Origin of the sequence: Pseudomonas sp. PLB05, from assembly GCF_021106615.1 — a bacterium.
GTDB lineage: Bacteria > Pseudomonadota > Gammaproteobacteria > Pseudomonadales > Pseudomonadaceae > Chryseomonas > Chryseomonas benzopyrenica.
The window spans coordinates 786,978-803,471 of record NZ_JAJOHO010000001.1; the positions used below are offsets into that span (position 1 = coordinate 786,978).

Here is a 16,494-nt window from a genome sequence, read left to right on the forward strand (position 1 = left end):
GTCGGCACCTGCAGACGAACCTTTATCGTCAGATTATTTTTTGCTGCGAGCGTGGGGGTGAGACGCACTGCCAGGCGATAAACCTGGTGGTCTGAGCGGCGTCCGGGAATGCCGGACGCTATCATCAAACTTCAATCAGCCCAGCTGTGCCCTGATGAGCAGGGCGTAGCCCAGCACCAGCAGCGGCCAGCCCACCACTGGCCCGAACACCAGGCGCCACAGCCACAGGCGCGGCATGAAGCCCACGCCGTGGACCAGCCCAGCCGAGACACCCAGCATCACCCCCATCAGCAGCGGATGGCTGTAATGCCCGCTGGCATCGAGCATCAAGCCCGGGTGAATCATCAGCAGCAGCGCCAGGGGCGCCGCCAGTAGCAGGGACAGCGTCCGTCCTAGTGGGTGGACGCGGGGCAGGGCCTCAGCACTCGGCATCGTCATGGACATCGAGCTCCCGGGTGCTTTCCAGCCAGAGGGCGTTGATGATGCCGAAGCTCGCGGCGAGCAGGACACCGAGGATCCAGGTGAAGTACCACATGGCATGTCTCCTTGAGAGGGGCTGATCAGTAGAGGCCGTGGGGGTTGGCGTCGATGAAGCGGTCGTCGACCTTGCCCCACATGCGCACGTAGCTCCACAGGGTGTAGGCCAGGATGAGCGGCACGAAAATGGCCGCGGCGACGAACATGATGCCCAGCGTCTTGTGGCTGGAGACGGCGTCCCAGATGGTCAGGCTGGAGGCCGGGTCCAGGCTCGACGGCAGCACGAAGGGAAACAGTGCGCAGCCGGCGGTGGCGAGGGTGCCGACGATGGCCAGGGAGGTGCCGGTGAAGGCCAGGCCGGCCTGCCGCCAGCTGCTGCCGAGCAGGGCCAGGACGCTGCCGAGCGCGGCCAGCACCGGGGCGAGCAGGGTCAGCGGCTGGGTATGGTAGTTGGCTAGCCAGCCCGGATTGCCGGTGGTCACCACCTTGTGCAGCGGATTCAAGGCGCTGCCCGGATCGCCCTGGCTGACCAGCACGTAGCCGTCGAAGCCGTAGGCCAGCCAGACACCGGCCAGACCGAAGGTGACGAGATGGAGCAGGGCGCACAGGCCGGTAGCACGCCGGGCGCGCTCGCCCAGGGCATGGTGGGTACGCAGCATCAGCCAGCTGCCGCCATGGGCGCAGAGCATGGCCAGGCTGACCGCGCCGCTGAGCAGGGCGAAGGGGTTGAGCAGGGCGAAGAAGCTGCCGCTGTAGGTGGATCTCAGGGTGTCGTCGAGTTGGAAGGGCACGCCCTGGAAGAGATTGCCGAAGGCCACGCCGAATACCAGGGCCGGCACCAGGCTACCGGTGAACAGGCCCCAGTCCCAGGCGTTGCGCCAGCGGGTGTTGTCGAGCTTGCTGCGGTAGTCGAATCCCACCGGACGCAGGAACAGGGCGAAGAGCACCAGCAGCAGCGCCCAATAGAGCCCGGAGAAGGCGGTGGCGTAGACCATCGGCCAGGCGGCGAAGAGGGCGCCGCCGGCGGTGATGAACCAGACCTGGTTGCCGTCCCAGTGCGGCGCGATGCTGTTGATGGCGGCGCGGCGTTCCTTGTCGGTCTTGCCGATCAGGGGCATCAGGATCATGGCGCCCATGTCGAAGCCGTCGGTGAGGGCGAAGCCGATCAGCAGGACGCCGATCAGCACCCACCAGGTGAGCTTGAGCACTTCGTAGTCGAACATGGCAGTCTCCTCAGGCGTTGGCCGGTGCGACGGGCTTGGCGGTGGCGGCCTGGCGCAGGGCGTCGTCGACCTGGGCAGCCCGTTCGTGAAAGTAGCGGCCGGTGTGCAGGCTGCTCGGGCCGAGGCGGGCGAAGCGGATCATCAGGTACATCTCCACGATCAGCAGCAGGGTGTAGAAGGTCACCAGGGCGCCGATGGAGCCCCATAGATCGGCCGGGGCCAGGGTCGAGGCCGACAGGTGGGTGGGCAGGACCTCGCTGATGGTCCAGGGCTGGCGACCGTGCTCGGCCACCCACCAACCGGTCTGGGTGGCGATCCAGGGCAGCGGCAGGCTGAACAGGGCCCACTTCAGCAGCCAGGGCTTCTTCAGCTCGTTGCGCCGGGTCGAGGCCCAGAAGGCGCAGATGAACAGCGCCAGCATCAGCACGCCGCTGGCGACCATGATGCGGAAGGTCCAGAACAGGCTGGCGACGCCGGGAATGGTGTCCCGTGCGGCCTGACGGACCTGCTCGGGGGTGGCCGTGGCAGGATCGTTGACGTATTTCTTCAACAGCAGGCCATAGCCCAGGTCCTGCTTGTGGGCATCGAAGGCGGCGCGGGTGGCGGCGGAGTCGTCGCCGGCGCGCAGTCGCTCCAGCAGCGCGTAGGCCTGGGCGCCATTGCGGACGCGGGCCTCGTATTGGCTGACCAGATCCTTGATGCCGGTGACCTGTTCGGTGGTGGAGCGGGTGGCGATCAGGCCCATCAGGTAGGGGATCTTCACCGCGTAGTCGGTGCGCATCTCCTGTTGATTGGGGATGCCGAACAGGGTGAAGGAGGCCGGGGCTTCCTCGGTGTTCCACTCGGCTTCGATGGCGGCCAGCTTGACCTTCTGCACCTCGCCCACGCGATAGCCGGATTCGTCCCCTAGCACGATCACCGAGATGACCGCGGCGGTACCGAAGGCGGCGGCCACCGCGAAGGAGCGCCGGGCGAAGCCGATGTCGCGGCCCTTGAGCAGGTAGTAGCTGGAGATCGCCAGCACGAAGATGGCGCCGGTGACATAGCCCGAGGCCACGGTGTGGACGAACTTCACCTGGGCAACGGGATTGAGCAGCAGGGCGCCGAAGTCGGCCAGCTCCATGCGCATGGTCACGTAGTTGAACTCGGCGCCGACCGGATTCTGCATCCAGCCGTTGGCCACCAGGATCCACAAGGCGGAGAGGTTTGAGCCCAGGGCCACCAGCCAGGTGACCAGCAGGTGCTGACCCTTGGACAGCCGGTCCCAGCCAAAGAAGAACAGCCCGATCAGGGTGGATTCGAGGAAGAAGGCCATCAAGCCCTCGATGGCCAGGGGCGCGCCGAAGATGTCGCCGACATAGTGGGAGTAGTAGGCCCAGTTGGTGCCGAACTGGAACTCCATGGTCAGGCCGGTGGTGACGCCCAGGGCGAAGTTGATGCCGAACAGCTTGCCCCAGAACTTGGTCATGTCCCTGTAGACCTGTTTGCAGGTCATCACATAGACCGACTCCATGATTCCCAGGATCACCACCAGCCCCAGGGTCAGGGGCACGAAGATGAAGTGATACAGCGCGGTCATGCCGAATTGCAGGCGTGACAGGTCCACGACGGATTCCGAGATCATCCCGGCAATCTCCTCAGAAGGGGGAAAGGGTGCTAGTCCAGCAGGTGGGCGCTGACCGCCTGGGTGGCGTCGGGCGGGACCGTGGGGGCGCTGAACCAGAGGCTCTTGATCACCATCAGCAGCGCCAGCTTGATCAGCAGGATGACCAAGAGTTCTTTGACCAGGCGTCCGTTCATGGCGACCTCGCGAGCCGTGGCGCCCCTCCAGGGCGGAGTGGCGGCTGCATGCAGGATGCGCCTGCTGGCCCTGGGCAAAACTGATCCAGATCAATTGGCCAGTGGCCATCGCCTGGGGCAGGTTGTCGCAGCCGTTCAGGTCGGGTTCAGAGGCGTTAAGACAGCGTTAAGACGCCCGGGCGCAAGGTAGCACCGTGACTGACGCCGGACCGCTTCCGCGGTGACGCCAGCCCCCATGTTCAAGACCGGAGAATCCACCATGAACGTCTTCAACAAGATGGCCGCACTCGCCCTGCTCAGCACCGCCAGCTATACCGCCATGGCCGCCGAGATCAATGAAAGACGCGCCCAGGCGGCGCTGCAACCCAAGGCGGCGCACGCCGAGGTCGTGGCGGTTCAGCAGCAGGCGTCGGCACGCTGGGACCAGGTGCTCGATCCCCAGGCCTATGGCCAGGCCGCGGTGCGCTATCAGGCGCGGGCCGTGGATCCGGCGCTGCTGCGAGGCGTGAATGTCGGCTAGCGCCGAGGCCGGCCCCAGTCTGCATGCTATGTTGAACCCCTCGAGACGTGTGGAGGGGGACGAAGATGCAGACTGTCGCGGCCATGGCAACAGGCCTCAAGCCGATACGCTGGGAGGCGCATGCCTGCCTGCCCTTGGTGCCGGGACAGGACATGTCTGGCTTGAGTCGCTATCGCGACGCCGGCTTCCATCATGTGTCGATCAATGTCGGCATGGACATGACGCCTTTCACGACGGTGCTGCAAACCCTCGCCGGCTTCCGTGCCTGGCTGGCCCGGCATGACGCGCACTTCCGTCTCGTCGGCGAGGTGGCCGACCTCCACCGGGCGCACGAACAGGGCAAACTGGCCGTTTCCTTCGATCTCGAAGGCTCGACCATGCTGCTCGACGACCCGGCGATGGTCGGGCTCTATGCCGCCCTCGGGGTACGCCAGATGCTGCTCGCCTACAACCGCGACAACGCCTGCGCCGGGGGTTGCCATGGTGAGGGCGGCGGTCTGACGACGCTGGGTCGCCAGATGGTGGCGGCCGGCAATGCCGCGGGCATCACCCTCGACTGTTCCCATGCCAGCGAGCGTGCCAGCCTGGAGATCATGGCGGTCTCGACCCGGCCGGTGGTCTTCTCCCACACCAACATCAAGGCGCTCCATGATCATCCCCGGACGATCAGCGATCGGCAGATCCGCGCCTGCGCGGAACAGGATGGCGTGATCGGCCTGACCGGGCTGGGCATCTTTCTGGGTGATCCCGAGGCGTCGGTGGCCAGCTATATCCACCAGATCGACTACCTGGCGGAACGAGTCGGAACCCGGCATATCGGCATTGGACTGGATACCGAGTTGTGCCCTGCCGACCATGACCTTCCTGCGGGCGTCGACGCGGAAGACTGGTGGCCGACGCGTCATTATGGACAGCCTCACGGTCATACCCAGTTGCAACCCGAGGCGCTCCCTGAACTGGTACGCCAACTGGCGGGTCGGGGCTACGCCGCCGCTGACATCGACGCCATTCTGGGCGGGAATTTCTTGCGCATCGCGAGCCAGACCTGGCCGTCTGCGGTTACCTGAGTCCCGGTGCAGGGCGCTGTCCCAGGTCTCTTGGCCTAGACGTACTGCGCCGCCGCGTAGCCCGAAGCCCAGGCCCACTGGAAATTGAAGCCGCCCAGATGGCCGGTGACGTCCAGTACTTCGCCGATGAAGTACAGGCCAGGCGACTTGAGCGACTCCAGGGTCTTGGACGAGACCTCGCGGGTGTCGACGCCGCCCAGGGTGACCTCGGCGGTGCGATAGCCTTCGGTGCCCGCCGGGATCAGCTGCCAGTCGTGCAGCCGCGCCGCGATGGCCTTGAGTTCGTCGGGGGTGTACTGCTTCAAGGGCTTGGACTGGAACCAGCTGTCGGCGAGCAGGGTAGCCATCTTCTTGGTGAACAGCTCGCCCAGCAGCGTCTTGAGTTCGCTGTTGGGGCGCGCCTGGCGCTGTTCGGCGAGCCATTGCACCAGGTCGAGGTGGGGCAGCAAGTCGATGCTGAGGGTGTCGCCCGGTTGCCAGTAGGAGGAGATCTGCAGGATCGCCGGACCGCTCAGGCCACGGTGGGTGAACAGCAGATTCTCGACGAAGCTCTGGCCATTGCAGCTGATCCGGCAGTCTTCCACCGCCGTGCCGGACAGTGCGCTGCAGAATTCCTTCAGCTGGGGATCGGTGATGGTGAAGGGCACCAGGCCGGCGCGGGTCGGCAGCAGCTGGTGGCCGAACTGGCGGGCGACCTGATAGCCGAAACCGGTGGCGCCCAGGGTCGGGATCGACAGGCCGCCGGTGGCGATCACCAGGGATTCGCCGCGCACCGGGCCCAGGCTGGTCTGCAGCTGATATCCGCCTGGGTCGAGGCGGGTGATCTCCTGCACCGAGGTATCGAGGCGGATGTCGACGCCGCCCTGTTCGCACTCGTCCAGCAGCAGGGCGAGGATGTCGCTGGCCTTGTTGTCGCAGAACAGCTGGCCGAGCTTCTTCTCGTGGTAGGGCACGCCATGCTTGGCCACCAGGGCGATGAAATCCCATTGGGTGAAACGCGCCAGAGCCGATTTGCAGAAATGCGCGTTCTGCGAGAGGAAGTTAGCGGGCTCGCAATAGAGGTTGGTGAAGTTGCAGCGGCCGCCCCCGGACATGAGGATCTTCTTGCCCGCCTTGTTGGCGTGATCGAGTACCAGCACCTGGCGCCCGCGCGCCGCGGCGCTCAGGGCGCACATCAAACCGGCCGCGCCGGCCCCGATGATGATGACCTGGGTATCGAACACTCTTGACTCCTTGCCTGCAGATAGGGGGCCATCGGCCCGCGGCGGCGCATGTTACCTGATCGCCCGCGCTGCAGGGGTGGCCGCTGTCGGCCCGCCCTGGTGCTCCGTCGCGCCCGCTCCTGCGCGGTCGCCGCGGGCGGCGCAGGGCGGTCGTCACCTGAGCGTGGGCCAGTGCCTCAGCGTTGCCGGGACCGTGCTAGGTCGCCAGATGCGTCTCGGGCTCGGCCAGGATTCCCTGCAGCCGGCGCGACAAGGCTTCCGCCGAGTAGGGCTTGTGGAGCAACTCGAAGCCCTGGGCGCCATTGGTCGCCAGCACCTGGCTGTAGCCGGAGGTCAGCAGGATCGGCAGGTCGCGATAGAGGCGTCTGATCTCGATGGCCAGTTCGAGTCCGCTCATGCCGGGCATGACGACATCCGAGAAGACCACGTCGAACTGGCCTGGCTGGTCGGCGAGCAAGGCGAGGGCGCTCTCGGCAGTTACGGCCAGCACGGCGTGGTAGCCGAGATCGCTCAGCAGATCGACGGCGAAGGTACCGACCTCGAGATTGTCTTCGACCACCAGGACGGTGATCCCGCCGCCGTCGGCCGTTGCCGTGGCGTCATTGAGGGATGACGGCTGCCCGGTCGTTGGGGCGACCGGCAGATAGAGGTGGAAGGTCGTCCCGCGGCCGATCTCGCTCGTGACCCGTACCTCGCCACCGGATTGCTTGATGAAGCCGAACACCTGGCTCAGGCCGAGACCGGTGCCCTGGCCCACTCGCTTGGTGGTGAAGAAGGGCTCGAAGATCTGCTCCAGGTGCTCCCGGGCGATGCCGCTGCCGTTGTCCGTCAGGGCGATGGCCACCGCCGGCAGGGCGAGTTCGGGCTGCGCCGCGTTGGCCGGGATGCAAGCGACGGTGCTGACGCTGACGGTCAGGCGGCCGGCACCGCTCATGGCGTCGCGGGCGTTCACTGCGATGTTCACCAGGGCGGTATCGAACTGACTGGGGTCGGCATAGACCAGGCAGGGGTCGTCGCTCAGGTCGAGTTCGATGCCGACGTGCGAGCCGAGCAGGGTTTCCAGCATGTCGCTCATGGCCAGCACATTCTCCCGGGCGGAAAACACCTCAGGTGCCAGCGTCTGGCGGCGGGCGAAGGCCAGCAGCTGGCCGGTCAATCTGGCGGCGCGATCCACGGTGGTGGAGATCGCCTCCAGGTAACGCTCGCGGCGGTCTTCGCTGAGGTTCGGGCGCTTGAGCAGGTCGCAGGAGGTACGGGCGACCGTGAGCAGGTTGTTGAAGTCATGGGCGACGCCGCCGGTGAGCTGGCCGATGGCTTCCATCTTCTGCGCCTGGCGCAGGGCGTCCTCGGCGGCCGCGAGATCCAGCGTCTGCTGGCGTTGCTGGGTCACGTCGCGCACGGTGGCGTAGATCAGTTCGCCATTGCGCGTGGCATTCCAGGAAAACCAGTGGTGGGAACCGTCGCGATGGCGGTAGCGGTTTTCGAAGCCGACCAGCGCAATGCCCTGCGTGACGTCGCGGAACGCCTGGCGCGTGGCAACGAGGTCGTCGGTATGGACAAAGGCCAGGAATGGCTGGGCCCTGAGTTCTTCGAGCGACCAGCCCAGGGTCAGCTGCCAGGCCGGATTGAGGTTGACGAAGAAGCCCTCGAGGTCCGCCACGCACAGTGGATCGGTCGAACAGTTCCAGATCTGATCGCGCTCAGCGGTGCGCTCCGAGATGCGCTGCTCCAGTTCGCTGTTGAGCGCGGCGATGGCTTCGGCTCGGGCCTGTTGCGCCTGCTGGGCGAGGATGCGGCTACTGATGTCGCGGGAGATGCAGACGATCTTCACCTCGCCGGTGCCGGCCACCGCGAAAGGCGAGCAGGACACCTCCCACCAGCGCGGCTCGCCACGGGCCGTGGGGCAGAAGCCCTCGACCCGGGTGGTCTGGCCGGCAGCGGCACGCGCGACGGCGTGCCGGATCTTCTCGACTTCCTCGTCCGGCCAGAGCGCCGCGTACTCGCGGCCCATGACCTGGTCGACGGACCGCAGCTGGTTCAGCTCCAGGCCCTGGGTGTTCATGAACTCGATGTGCCCGCCGGCGGAGAGCACCTTCACGCAATCCAGGCTGGCCTGGAGCAGGCTGCGGGAAAAGCCCTCACTGTGCAGGACGTTGCGGGCGGCGAGGAAGCGGCGCTGGGCGCCGATCTCCAGCGCGATCATGCCGGCGAAGAGTTCGAAGGCCGCCAGTATCTCGGGGCTGCTCGGCGTGGCCGGTCGCTGGTCGATGGCGCAGAGGGTGCCGAAGAAACTGCCATCGTCCAGCACGATGGGGACCGAAATATAGCTGCGCAGGCCGTAGCGCCGGGGCGTGTGATGGTGACGGTAGCGGTCGTCCAGCGCGACGTCGTCGATCACCACCGGCTGGCGATGGTCGCGGATCTCGTCACAGATGGTCGATTTGAGTTCCAACTCGCCACCGGGCTGGAGGCCGAAGCCGATGAGGTCGAGGGTGCTGCAGGCGATCCACTGGTGGTCGGTCACCCGGGCGACGGCGGCGAAGCCCATGCCGGTCATCCGGCAGACCACGTCCAGGATCCTGGGCACCGCAGCGATCTCGGCGATGAGCTCGAGGTCCTGGGTCAGGGCGTACGAGGGGACTGGAGTCGAGGGGAGGCTGCTCATCGGGTCGCTCGTACGGTGCCCTACCCGGGCACGCAGGGAAGATGGCGAGCGACAAACTGAAGCCTCCAGCACCGATGCCAGAGGGATTCGTCACAGGCCGTGCGCGGCCAGTATAGCGAGCATCCAAGCGAAGCGGGGGACGGGATGCCCGCTAAGTTGCGAGGGGCATCTCCGTGTCTGGCCCGCGGCCGCCGCCGGCGTTGCCGTGCGGCCGGGGTGGCGGGTCGAGCGCCGACGGTCAGCGGATTCCCGCCAGCGGCGGCCGCCGGTCCGCCCAGGGCTGGGCGCGTTCCAGCTGGGCAGCCAGCGCCAGCAGGGTCCCTTCCTCGCCGAAACGCGCGGCGAAGTGACTGCCCAGCGGCAGGCCATTGCCGGTCCACCAGAGCGGCACCGACATGGCCGGCTGGCCGCTGGCATTGAACAGGGCGGTGAAGGGCGAATAGCTGTGGAAGGCCGCGATGGCCTCGGCCAGCGGACGCTCCCCGTTGCCACCGTCCAGTTCGCCCAGGCGTGGCGGCTCGCGGGTCAGGGTCGGGGTGAGGATGAGGTCATGGTCGGTGAGGAAACCGGCCAGGGTGCGACCCAGGGCGTGCAGGCCTTCGACCGCGGCGGCGTAGCGATGGGCGGGGATGTCGCCCCGCTCGCGCAGGATCACCCGGGTCCGTGCATCCAGCTCCTCTTCGCTGACCGGGGCACCGCGCAGGGTGCCCAGCACCTGCAGGTAGTGGCGTGTGCTGGGGCCGATGATGTCGAAGACCTGGTCGAGAAAGCGTGGCAGGTCCACCGGCAGGGTCGCCGGCTCGACGTGGTGACCGATGCTTTCGCACAGCCGGGCGGTGTGGCGCACCGCGGCCAGGGCCTCGGGGCCGCTCGGCCAGGGCGCCAGGTGCTCGACCAGGGCGATGCGCAGCGGTTTCGGATCGCGCTCCAGCAGGCTGGCGAAGGGGACGGCGTGGGCCGGAGCGGCATAGGGCGCGCCCAGATCGGCACCGGCGGTGGCATCCAGCAGCAGGGCGTTGTCGCGCACCGACAGACTCATGGCATGGGGTGTGCCCATGCCGGCCCAGCCTTCACCGACCATGGGCCCGGAAGGCATCCGGCCACGACTGGGCTTGAGACCGAAGATCCCGCAGCAGGACGCCGGCACTCGCAGCGAGCCGCCGCCGTCGTTGCCATGGGCGAAGGGCACCACTCGCGCGGCGACCAGGGCGGCCGCGCCGCCGCTGGAGCCGCCGGCGCTGTGGGCGGGATTCCAGGGATTGGCGGTGGCGCCGAAGCGGCGGGACTCGGTGCTGTAGGAGGTACCAAATTCCGGCGAAGTGGTGGTGCCGAGGAACAGGCAGCCGGCCCGCCGCAGGCGGGTCACCAGTTCGCAATCGAAATCCGGCCGCACCTCGCCCAGGGCCAGGGAGCCATTGGTCATGCGGGCCCCGGCGAGGGGGGTGAAGAGGTCCTTGACCAGGGTCGGGACGCCAGCGAAGGGCGCATCGACGTCGAGCGGTGCCTTGGCCGCCGCGCGGGCCTGGTCATACAGCCGTTCGCTCACGGCATTGAGGCTGGGTTCCACGGTGTCCAGGCGTTCGATGACCGCTTCGAGCAGCTCGCTCGCCGTGATCTCGCGCTGCCGCAGCAGCGTCGCCAGGCCGTGGCCGTCTTGGGTGTCCAGTAGGGGTTGTAGGCTATGCATGGAAGATCCTCGAGCAGAAGTCAGGAAGAGCGCGACGGGGTCGGCAGGGCGGTCTTGCGTCGCAGTAGGCCGACGGCGGCCCAGGCGAGGGCGGCGACCAGGGCGGCGCTGGCCAGGGCGCGGATGGCCAGGTGTAGATCGCCGGAGAAGGGCAGGACCGCGGCCACCACCAGGGGACTGGCGAACTGGCCGAAATAGAGGCAGCCGGTATAGCCGCCCATGCCGCGACCCCGGGCCCGGGCGCTGAGGGCGCCCATCACCGGTGCCATGGTGTTGGGCACCAGCATGCCGACGCCCAGGCCGTGGATGGTCACCGCCACCAGCACGGCTTCGTAACTGCGGGCGTTCACCAGCAGCCAGAGCCCGATGCCCATGCAGGCCAACAGCACGGCATTGCAGCCGGCCAGGCCCCACCAGCGGCGCAGCAGCGGCCATAGCAGCGGCCCGCCCAGGGTCGCCAGCAGGCCAAGGCCCGCCGAGGCGCCAATCAGGGTGCTGGAGGTCACGCCCAGTTGCACCAGCAGCAGCGGACTCTGGATGGGCACCACCACGCTGAGCACCATGCCGGCGAAGACCAGCAGGTAGTTGACGATCAGCGGCAGCGGCGCGCTGTGCTGGGGGCCTTCATCGACGTGGCTCTGGGCGCTGGCGCGGCTGGGCTCCCACAGCAGCCGCAACATGAAGGGCACCAGCAGCAGCGGCAGCAGATAGAGATAGAAGGGCGTGCGCCAGGAATGCTCGCCGAGCGCGCCACCGACCACGAAGAACAGCGAGCCGACCAGGCTGATGGTGATGACCTGGCCATTGACATAGGCCAGGCGCTTGCTGCCCTGCCAGTAGTCGGCGATCAGGGTCACGCAGCAGGTCATCACCGCCGCCTCGGCCAGGCCGAAGACCAGACGGGTGAGGGTGATGGCCGGCAGCGACTGCAACAGTGCCGGCAGCATGCCGAGCACGGCGTAGCACAGCGTCGCCAGGACCAGCAGACGCTTGCGACCCAGGCGATCGGCCAGCCAGCCGGCCAGGGGCGCGAAGAGGGCGATGGCCAGGGCGGGGCCGGTCATCGCCAGGGGGATCAGCAGCTCGGCACGAGGTTCGACCGGGCCGAATTCGGCGCCCAGCTTGGGAATGATCGGGGCGACCATCACCGAACCCATGATGGTCAGGCTGCTGCCGAGCAGGAGTACGGCGCCCTGGCGCCAACCGGCCAAGGGGCTGGAGGAGGCTTTGAGTGTCATGGTCGGATCCTCAGAAGCTGTGGGAGAGCCGCACGGCGAGGGTGTAGCCCTCGGCGCGGTTGCGGGCGTCGATGTCCTTGTAGAAATGCACCCAGACCGGCGGCAGACCCGGCTGGAAGAAGCTCAGCGCCGGGCCCAGCGCCAGTACCCGGGCACGATTGCCACGGCTGAGGCCGGGGGCGTCGTCGTCGGTGAGCTGGCGGTAGTAGTAGCCGCCCAGGCCTAGGGTCCAGGGGCCGATGTGCTGGCCCACGGCGAATTCGTGGCGGTATTCGGTGCCGCTGCGGTAGTCGGTGGCGTTATTGCGGCTGTTGAAATCGGTCTGGAAGCTGGACGACACCTCGAAGCCCGAGTCGGTGATGTAGCTCAGGTTGAGCATCGGCGAGACGGTCCAGTGGTTGGTGCCTGGATTGACCAGCCGATTCTTGTCGTAGTCACCGGTGGGCGCCTGCACCTGGAACCAGAAGTTCACCCCCAGGTTGCGCGAGGGCTCCCACTGCAGGATCAGCGGAATCACCTGGAAGTCGGCCTGGCGGAAAAGGTCGGCGCTGTCGGAGAACACCGGCACGCCGTTGGCCTTGACGGTGAGGTCCGCGTCCATCTTGAAGAAGGGCGCCACCCCGCCGAAACCGTAGCGGGCGCCCAGCACCCGGTTATCGGTCATCTTCAGATAGGCCAGGCCCAGGGACAGCACATCGATGGAAAAATCGTTGCCGTTGTCGCGGCCATGGCTGTCGCGGAGGGAGGTGGCGCGGTAGTAGTTGGCACGCAGCCCGAGGGTGCCGTGGGGCGTGGGCGGCGGGGTGAAGCCGGCGCCGAAGTTGTAGACCCCGAAGGCGGTGGTGGGCGAGCCGTTCTCGGTGGCGTGGCTTGCTGCGGTCATCCCCAGGGCGGCGAAGCCGACGGCGAGGAGGTGAAGCGGACGGGTAACGTTCATGGAGTTCCCTCTTCTTATTGGCCAGTCCAGCCTGAGGGAAAGCCGTTACCCGCCGTTAGCCAGATTCAGCACTTTTGCCCGGCGGCCTTGAGGGTGGTGGAGGGCAGTTGCCCGAAGAGCGTCTGGTAGTCGCGGGCGAAGCGGCTGAGATGGCAGAAGCCCCACTGGGCGGCGACGTCCTGCACCGACTCGCCTGCGCCCCGGCGCAGGGCGCGATGCGCCGCATTGAGGCGCAAGGTACGCAGATAGGCCAGCGGATTGATGCCCAGGGTCTCCTGGAAGCAGTACTGCAGCTTGCGGCGACTGGCGCCGACTCTATTGCACAGTTCGAGGATGCTGGGCGGCTGATCCGGATGGGCCAGGGCGTACTCTCGTGCCCGCCGGATCACCCGCAGTCGAGCGCTCGGTGCCAGTTCGTGGGGCTCGCCGGTGTCGAGCAGATCGAGCAGGTGCATCAGCACGGTGTCGCGCAGCATGGCGCGCGCGCGCGGCTGCGCCAGCCAGGTCAGGATCTGCGCCTCGGGGGTGAAGAGCTCTTGGGCCAGCCGTGCCAACTCCAGATAGGCACCCCCCACCGGTAGCCGATAGCAGCCGGGCAGGTCGCGCACGCCCAGGGTGCTGTGCTGGCAGGCCAGCAGTCGCGCCATCTCGGCTTCCTGCAGGTTGATGCAGAGCAATTCGAGATTGGCCGGGGTACGCAACTCCGGAAGGTTGTCCCCGCGTGCCACCAGCAACTGGGCCTCGTGGAGGGTATGACCGGCGCAGTGCAGGGCGCCAGCGTTGCGGATGGGCAGGCTGAAGGTCAGGGTTTCTCCCTGGGCCTCGCCGCTCTTGAGCATGGCCTGGTTGGATCTGTCCCGCAGCAGGCTGATGTCGTCCAGCCAGAGGTCGCTGAGTTCGCCCTGGAAGCGGCCCGCGGACAGCTGATCGTATTGCATGCGCCAGCCCTCGACGCAGAGCGCGTGCTCGTCGATGTCACCGGTATACCGATGCCGGACGCGCGGCGGTAACGCGAGGGAGCCGTCTTGGTGCATTTAGGAAACCTTTTGGGTAGCAAAGGGCCGTTGGCGCGGGAGCTACAAGTTTCGTACCTCAAGGCGGGAGTGCGCGGCAAAGGTGCCAAATTTGGCTAGTGCGGCGGGTTCTGCTCACCGCCTCCGCAGCAGGGCGCCGTTGATTGGCTACCCTGGGAGGACCCCACAAGAAGGATGCAGCCGATGCGCCATCTGTCCTCTGGATCTTTGCGCCCCGCGCTCGGGACCATTGCCTGCCTTACCTGTGCCACCGTCTGTGCCGCCACCTCGCCGGCAACCGATATCCCCGCTCGGCAAGAGGTGCTGACCTTCACCTCGCTGACCCTTAGCGATCAGCAATTCCTGACGGGGGACAAAGGCGGTACCGAGGTCCTGCTCGGTGGCGTGCTGTCGCTGCCGCCAGGCGCGGGCAAGGTCCCGGTGGTGATCCTCCAGCATGGTTCAGGAGGCCTGGGCGCCAACATCACCTATTGGCAGCGGCAGTTCAATCAGGTCGGCATCGCCACCTTCGCCATGGATGGCTTCTCGGGCCGGGGCATCACCCGCACCGCCACCGACCAGGCCCAGCTGGGGCGGCTCAATCTCGTTCTGGATGACTATCGCGCCGGCGCCCTGCTCGCGCGGCACCCGCGAATCGATCCAGGCAAGATCATCCTCATGGGCTTTTCCCGCGGTGGGCAGGCCTCGCTCTATGCGGCCATGGCGCGCTTCGACAAGCTCTGGAAAAGCCAGGATTTCCAGTTCGCCGGCTACCTGTCGTTCTATCCCGACTGCTCGATCACCTTTCGTGAGCAGGACAGGGTCGTATCCAAACCGCTGCGCGTCTATCACGGCCTGGCCGACAACTACGATCCCTATTCCCGTTGCGAGGGCTATTTCGCGACGCTCAAGCAGCAGGGCGCCGACCTCCGGGTTCATACCTATCCCCACGCCGAGCATGGCTTCGACAATCCCTATGTCTGGAGTCCGGTGGTGGTCGCGAAGGACAGCCAGACCGTGCGTGACTGCCGGATCGCCGAGAACGCCAAGGGCGAGTTGATCAACCAGCAGACTGGCAAGGTCTTTTCCTATCAGGACAGCTGCGTCGTGCTGGGCCCCAAGGTCGGGCCTGATACGGCGGGGACCCAGCAGGCCACTCGGGATGTCCTGGAGGCGCTCAAGGCCCTGGTGAACTAGGGCTGACCCCTGACCAGCCCTGTCTCGCCAGAGGGTGCCCATGCAGGTGCGGCGGAGCAGCACGCCGTCAATGGCTGGCGGCTGCTGGGAGCGATGTTCCTGGGGTGATTGCAGGCCTGCGCCAAACAGCTGGCAGCCTGATTTCCCCTATGTCCTGGTGGCGACTACAGTTGTCTGACTAATCCAATAAGGCCAACAAGGAAAGTCCGATGTCCGCTCCGTTCTTGCGTACCACCCTCGCTGCCGTTCTCACCTGCTGCATCGCCTTGCCCGCCAGTGCCGCGCTCGACGCGCGCATCCAGACCGCCGCGGAGCAGGCCAAGGCGCCGACGCTCACGTTGCTGGAGCGGTTGGTGAACATCGACTCGGGGTCCGGCTACGCGCCCGGCCTGACCGAGGTGGGCAAGCTCGTCAGCGCGGAATTGCAGAAACTCGGCGCCACGGTGCAAGAGGTGCCCAACACCGCGCCGGACAAGAGCCAGCACCTGGTGGCGACGCTCAAGGGCAGCGGCAAGGCCAAGATTCTCCTGCTGGCGCACATGGATACGGTGTTCAAGGAAGGCACGGCCAAGGCCCGGCCGTATCGTACCGATGAAAAACGCGCCTATGGCCCGGGCGTGTCCGACGACAAGGGTGGCATCGTGGTCGCCCTGGCGGCGCTGCAGATTCTCAAGGCCCTCGACTTCAAGGACTACGGGCAGATCACCCTGTTGCTGGATGCCAGCGAAGAGACCGGCTCCCAGGCCGCCACCGAGCTGATCGCCAGCACCGCCAAACAGCACGACGTGGTGCTGAATCTGGAGCCGGGGCGGCCGGCCGATGGCCTGGTGGTGTGGCGCAAGGGCAGCGCCACCGCCGTGGTGGAGGTCAAGGGCAAGTCGTCCCATGCCGGCGTTTCCCCGGAACTGGGGCGTAACGCCGCCACCGAGGTGGCGCACCAGGTGCTGCAACTGGGCAACCTGGGCGACGCGGAGAAGAAGACTTCGGTCAATTTCACGGTGATCGAGGCGGGTGACCGCATCAATGTGATTCCCGATCATGCCGTCGCCAAGGCCGATGTCCGCGCCGCGCTGCCCGAAGAATTCGACCGGGTGGAAAAGGACCTGGCGCGGATCTCTGCCAACAAGCGGATTGCCGACACCGAGGTGACCACGCGGCTGGAGCGTGGCCTGCCGCCGATGCCGCAGACCGCGGCGAGCGATCGGCTGCTGGCCATGGCCCAGGGCATCTATGGCGAGCTGGGCCGCACCCTGACCGTCGAGGGCAGTGGCGGCGCCGCGGATGCCAGCATCGCAGCGGGTGCCGGCGTACCGACCCTGGACGGCTTCGGCATCGTCGGCGGCAAGCTGCATACCCCCGAGGAATACGTGGAACTGGACAGCGTGACACCGCGCATCTATCTGCTCACGCGGATGCTGGTGGAGCTGTCCAAGGGGCAGTAACTGCC

The 16,494-nt window shown here is 66.9% G+C and carries 15 protein-coding genes; 4 read left to right on the forward strand and 11 right to left on the reverse strand.

Annotation, left to right across the window (positions count from 1 at the left end; translation table 11 throughout):
• Nucleotides 1–135: 135 nt before the first annotated feature.
• Genes LRS53_RS03645 through cydP form a run of 5 tightly spaced genes read right to left on the reverse strand, consistent with a single transcriptional unit; the run spans nucleotide 136 to nucleotide 3,500 of the window.
• Nucleotides 136–432 (reverse strand): cyd operon YbgE family protein, encoded by a 297-nt coding sequence (locus tag LRS53_RS03645; RefSeq protein WP_231355400.1) that lies wholly within the window; start codon nucleotides 430–432, stop codon nucleotides 136–138.
• Nucleotides 419–535: a cytochrome bd-I oxidase subunit CydX gene (cydX, locus tag LRS53_RS03650; RefSeq protein ID WP_007158843.1), complete on the reverse strand. Its 117-nt coding sequence runs from the start codon at nucleotides 533–535 to the stop codon at nucleotides 419–421. Before cydX ends, LRS53_RS03645 begins: the two co-directional genes overlap by 14 nt.
• A gap of 25 nt (nucleotides 536–560) precedes the next feature.
• On the reverse strand, nucleotides 561–1,700 hold the full coding sequence (cydB, locus tag LRS53_RS03655; protein WP_231354965.1) for a cytochrome d ubiquinol oxidase subunit II: 1,140 nt from the start codon (nucleotides 1,698–1,700) through the stop codon (nucleotides 561–563).
• A gap of 10 nt (nucleotides 1,701–1,710) precedes the next feature.
• Nucleotides 1,711–3,324 carry a cytochrome ubiquinol oxidase subunit I gene (locus LRS53_RS03660; protein ID WP_231354966.1) on the reverse strand — a complete coding sequence of 538 codons (1,614 nt, stop codon included), beginning with the start codon at nucleotides 3,322–3,324 and terminating at the stop codon, nucleotides 1,711–1,713.
• Nucleotides 3,325–3,356: 32 nt separating this feature from the next.
• Nucleotides 3,357–3,500, reverse strand: a complete 144-nt coding sequence (gene cydP, locus LRS53_RS03665; protein ID WP_017641416.1) for a cytochrome oxidase putative small subunit CydP — start codon at nucleotides 3,498–3,500, stop codon at nucleotides 3,357–3,359.
• 259 nt (nucleotides 3,501–3,759) lie between these two features.
• On the opposite strand from cydP, the gene LRS53_RS03670 reads away from it, so the two are divergent.
• Complete coding sequence (locus tag LRS53_RS03670) at nucleotides 3,760–4,020, forward strand: hypothetical protein (RefSeq protein WP_160922747.1); 261 nt, start codon at nucleotides 3,760–3,762, stop codon at nucleotides 4,018–4,020.
• Nucleotides 4,021–4,085: 65 nt separating this feature from the next.
• The gene (locus LRS53_RS03675; RefSeq protein ID WP_231354967.1) at nucleotides 4,086–5,087 is read left to right on the forward strand and encodes a membrane dipeptidase; all 1,002 of its coding nucleotides are present in this window, start codon (nucleotides 4,086–4,088) and stop codon (nucleotides 5,085–5,087) included.
• Nucleotides 5,088–5,122: 35 nt separating this feature from the next.
• On the opposite strand, the gene LRS53_RS03680 is transcribed toward LRS53_RS03675, so the two are convergent.
• The 6 genes from LRS53_RS03680 to LRS53_RS03705 all read right to left on the reverse strand — a co-directional run bounded on the left by LRS53_RS03680 (nucleotide 5,123) and on the right by LRS53_RS03705 (nucleotide 13,871).
• Nucleotides 5,123–6,310, reverse strand: coding sequence for an NAD(P)/FAD-dependent oxidoreductase (locus LRS53_RS03680; protein WP_173147888.1), 1,188 nt, complete (start codon nucleotides 6,308–6,310; stop codon nucleotides 5,123–5,125).
• A 196-nt stretch (nucleotides 6,311–6,506) separates the two neighbouring features.
• The gene (locus tag LRS53_RS03685; protein WP_231354968.1) at nucleotides 6,507–8,975 is read right to left on the reverse strand and encodes a PAS domain-containing protein; all 2,469 of its coding nucleotides are present in this window, start codon (nucleotides 8,973–8,975) and stop codon (nucleotides 6,507–6,509) included.
• Between the two features lie 238 nt (nucleotides 8,976–9,213).
• Complete coding sequence (locus LRS53_RS03690; RefSeq protein WP_231354969.1) at nucleotides 9,214–10,662, reverse strand: amidase; 1,449 nt, start codon at nucleotides 10,660–10,662, stop codon at nucleotides 9,214–9,216.
• Between the two features lie 20 nt (nucleotides 10,663–10,682).
• On the reverse strand, nucleotides 10,683–11,900 hold the full coding sequence (locus LRS53_RS03695; RefSeq protein ID WP_231354970.1) for an MFS transporter: 1,218 nt from the start codon (nucleotides 11,898–11,900) through the stop codon (nucleotides 10,683–10,685).
• 10 nt (nucleotides 11,901–11,910) lie between these two features.
• Nucleotides 11,911–12,837: a SphA family protein gene (locus LRS53_RS03700; RefSeq protein WP_231354971.1), complete on the reverse strand. Its 927-nt coding sequence runs from the start codon at nucleotides 12,835–12,837 to the stop codon at nucleotides 11,911–11,913.
• A 65-nt stretch (nucleotides 12,838–12,902) separates the two neighbouring features.
• Nucleotides 12,903–13,871, reverse strand: a complete 969-nt coding sequence (locus LRS53_RS03705; RefSeq protein WP_231354972.1) for a helix-turn-helix domain-containing protein — start codon at nucleotides 13,869–13,871, stop codon at nucleotides 12,903–12,905.
• 183 nt (nucleotides 13,872–14,054) lie between these two features.
• Here LRS53_RS03705 and LRS53_RS03710 point away from each other — a divergent pair, with 183 nt between their 5' ends.
• Both LRS53_RS03710 and LRS53_RS03715 read left to right on the forward strand, forming a co-directional pair.
• The gene (locus LRS53_RS03710; protein WP_231354973.1) at nucleotides 14,055–15,047 is read left to right on the forward strand and encodes a dienelactone hydrolase family protein; all 993 of its coding nucleotides are present in this window, start codon (nucleotides 14,055–14,057) and stop codon (nucleotides 15,045–15,047) included.
• Nucleotides 15,048–15,256: 209 nt separating this feature from the next.
• On the forward strand, nucleotides 15,257–16,489 hold the full coding sequence (locus tag LRS53_RS03715; RefSeq protein ID WP_231354974.1) for a glutamate carboxypeptidase: 1,233 nt from the start codon (nucleotides 15,257–15,259) through the stop codon (nucleotides 16,487–16,489).
• Nucleotides 16,490–16,494: the final 5 nt, after the last annotated feature.

Bases quoted from the DNA above. Each gene is read 5' to 3' on its own strand.
- LRS53_RS03645 (WP_231355400.1), bottom strand. From the start codon at position 432: ATGCCGAGTGCTGAGGCCCTGCCCCGCGTCCACCCACTAGGACGGACG.
- cydX (WP_007158843.1), bottom strand. From the start codon at position 535: ATGTGGTACTTCACCTGGATCCTCGGTGTCCTGCTCGCCGCGAGCTTC.
- cydB (WP_231354965.1), bottom strand. From the start codon at position 1,700: ATGTTCGACTACGAAGTGCTCAAGCTCACCTGGTGGGTGCTGATCGGC.
- LRS53_RS03660 (WP_231354966.1), bottom strand. From the start codon at position 3,324: ATGATCTCGGAATCCGTCGTGGACCTGTCACGCCTGCAATTCGGCATG.
- cydP (WP_017641416.1), bottom strand. From the start codon at position 3,500: ATGAACGGACGCCTGGTCAAAGAACTCTTGGTCATCCTGCTGATCAAG.
- LRS53_RS03670 (WP_160922747.1), top strand. From the start codon at position 3,760: ATGAACGTCTTCAACAAGATGGCCGCACTCGCCCTGCTCAGCACCGCC.
- LRS53_RS03675 (WP_231354967.1), top strand. From the start codon at position 4,086: ATGCAGACTGTCGCGGCCATGGCAACAGGCCTCAAGCCGATACGCTGG.
- LRS53_RS03685 (WP_231354968.1), bottom strand. From the start codon at position 8,975: ATGAGCAGCCTCCCCTCGACTCCAGTCCCCTCGTACGCCCTGACCCAG.
- LRS53_RS03690 (WP_231354969.1), bottom strand. From the start codon at position 10,662: ATGCATAGCCTACAACCCCTACTGGACACCCAAGACGGCCACGGCCTG.
- LRS53_RS03695 (WP_231354970.1), bottom strand. From the start codon at position 11,900: ATGACACTCAAAGCCTCCTCCAGCCCCTTGGCCGGTTGGCGCCAGGGC.
- LRS53_RS03700 (WP_231354971.1), bottom strand. From the start codon at position 12,837: ATGAACGTTACCCGTCCGCTTCACCTCCTCGCCGTCGGCTTCGCCGCC.
- LRS53_RS03705 (WP_231354972.1), bottom strand. From the start codon at position 13,871: ATGCACCAAGACGGCTCCCTCGCGTTACCGCCGCGCGTCCGGCATCGG.
- LRS53_RS03710 (WP_231354973.1), top strand. From the start codon at position 14,055: ATGCGCCATCTGTCCTCTGGATCTTTGCGCCCCGCGCTCGGGACCATT.
- LRS53_RS03715 (WP_231354974.1), top strand. From the start codon at position 15,257: ATGTCCGCTCCGTTCTTGCGTACCACCCTCGCTGCCGTTCTCACCTGC.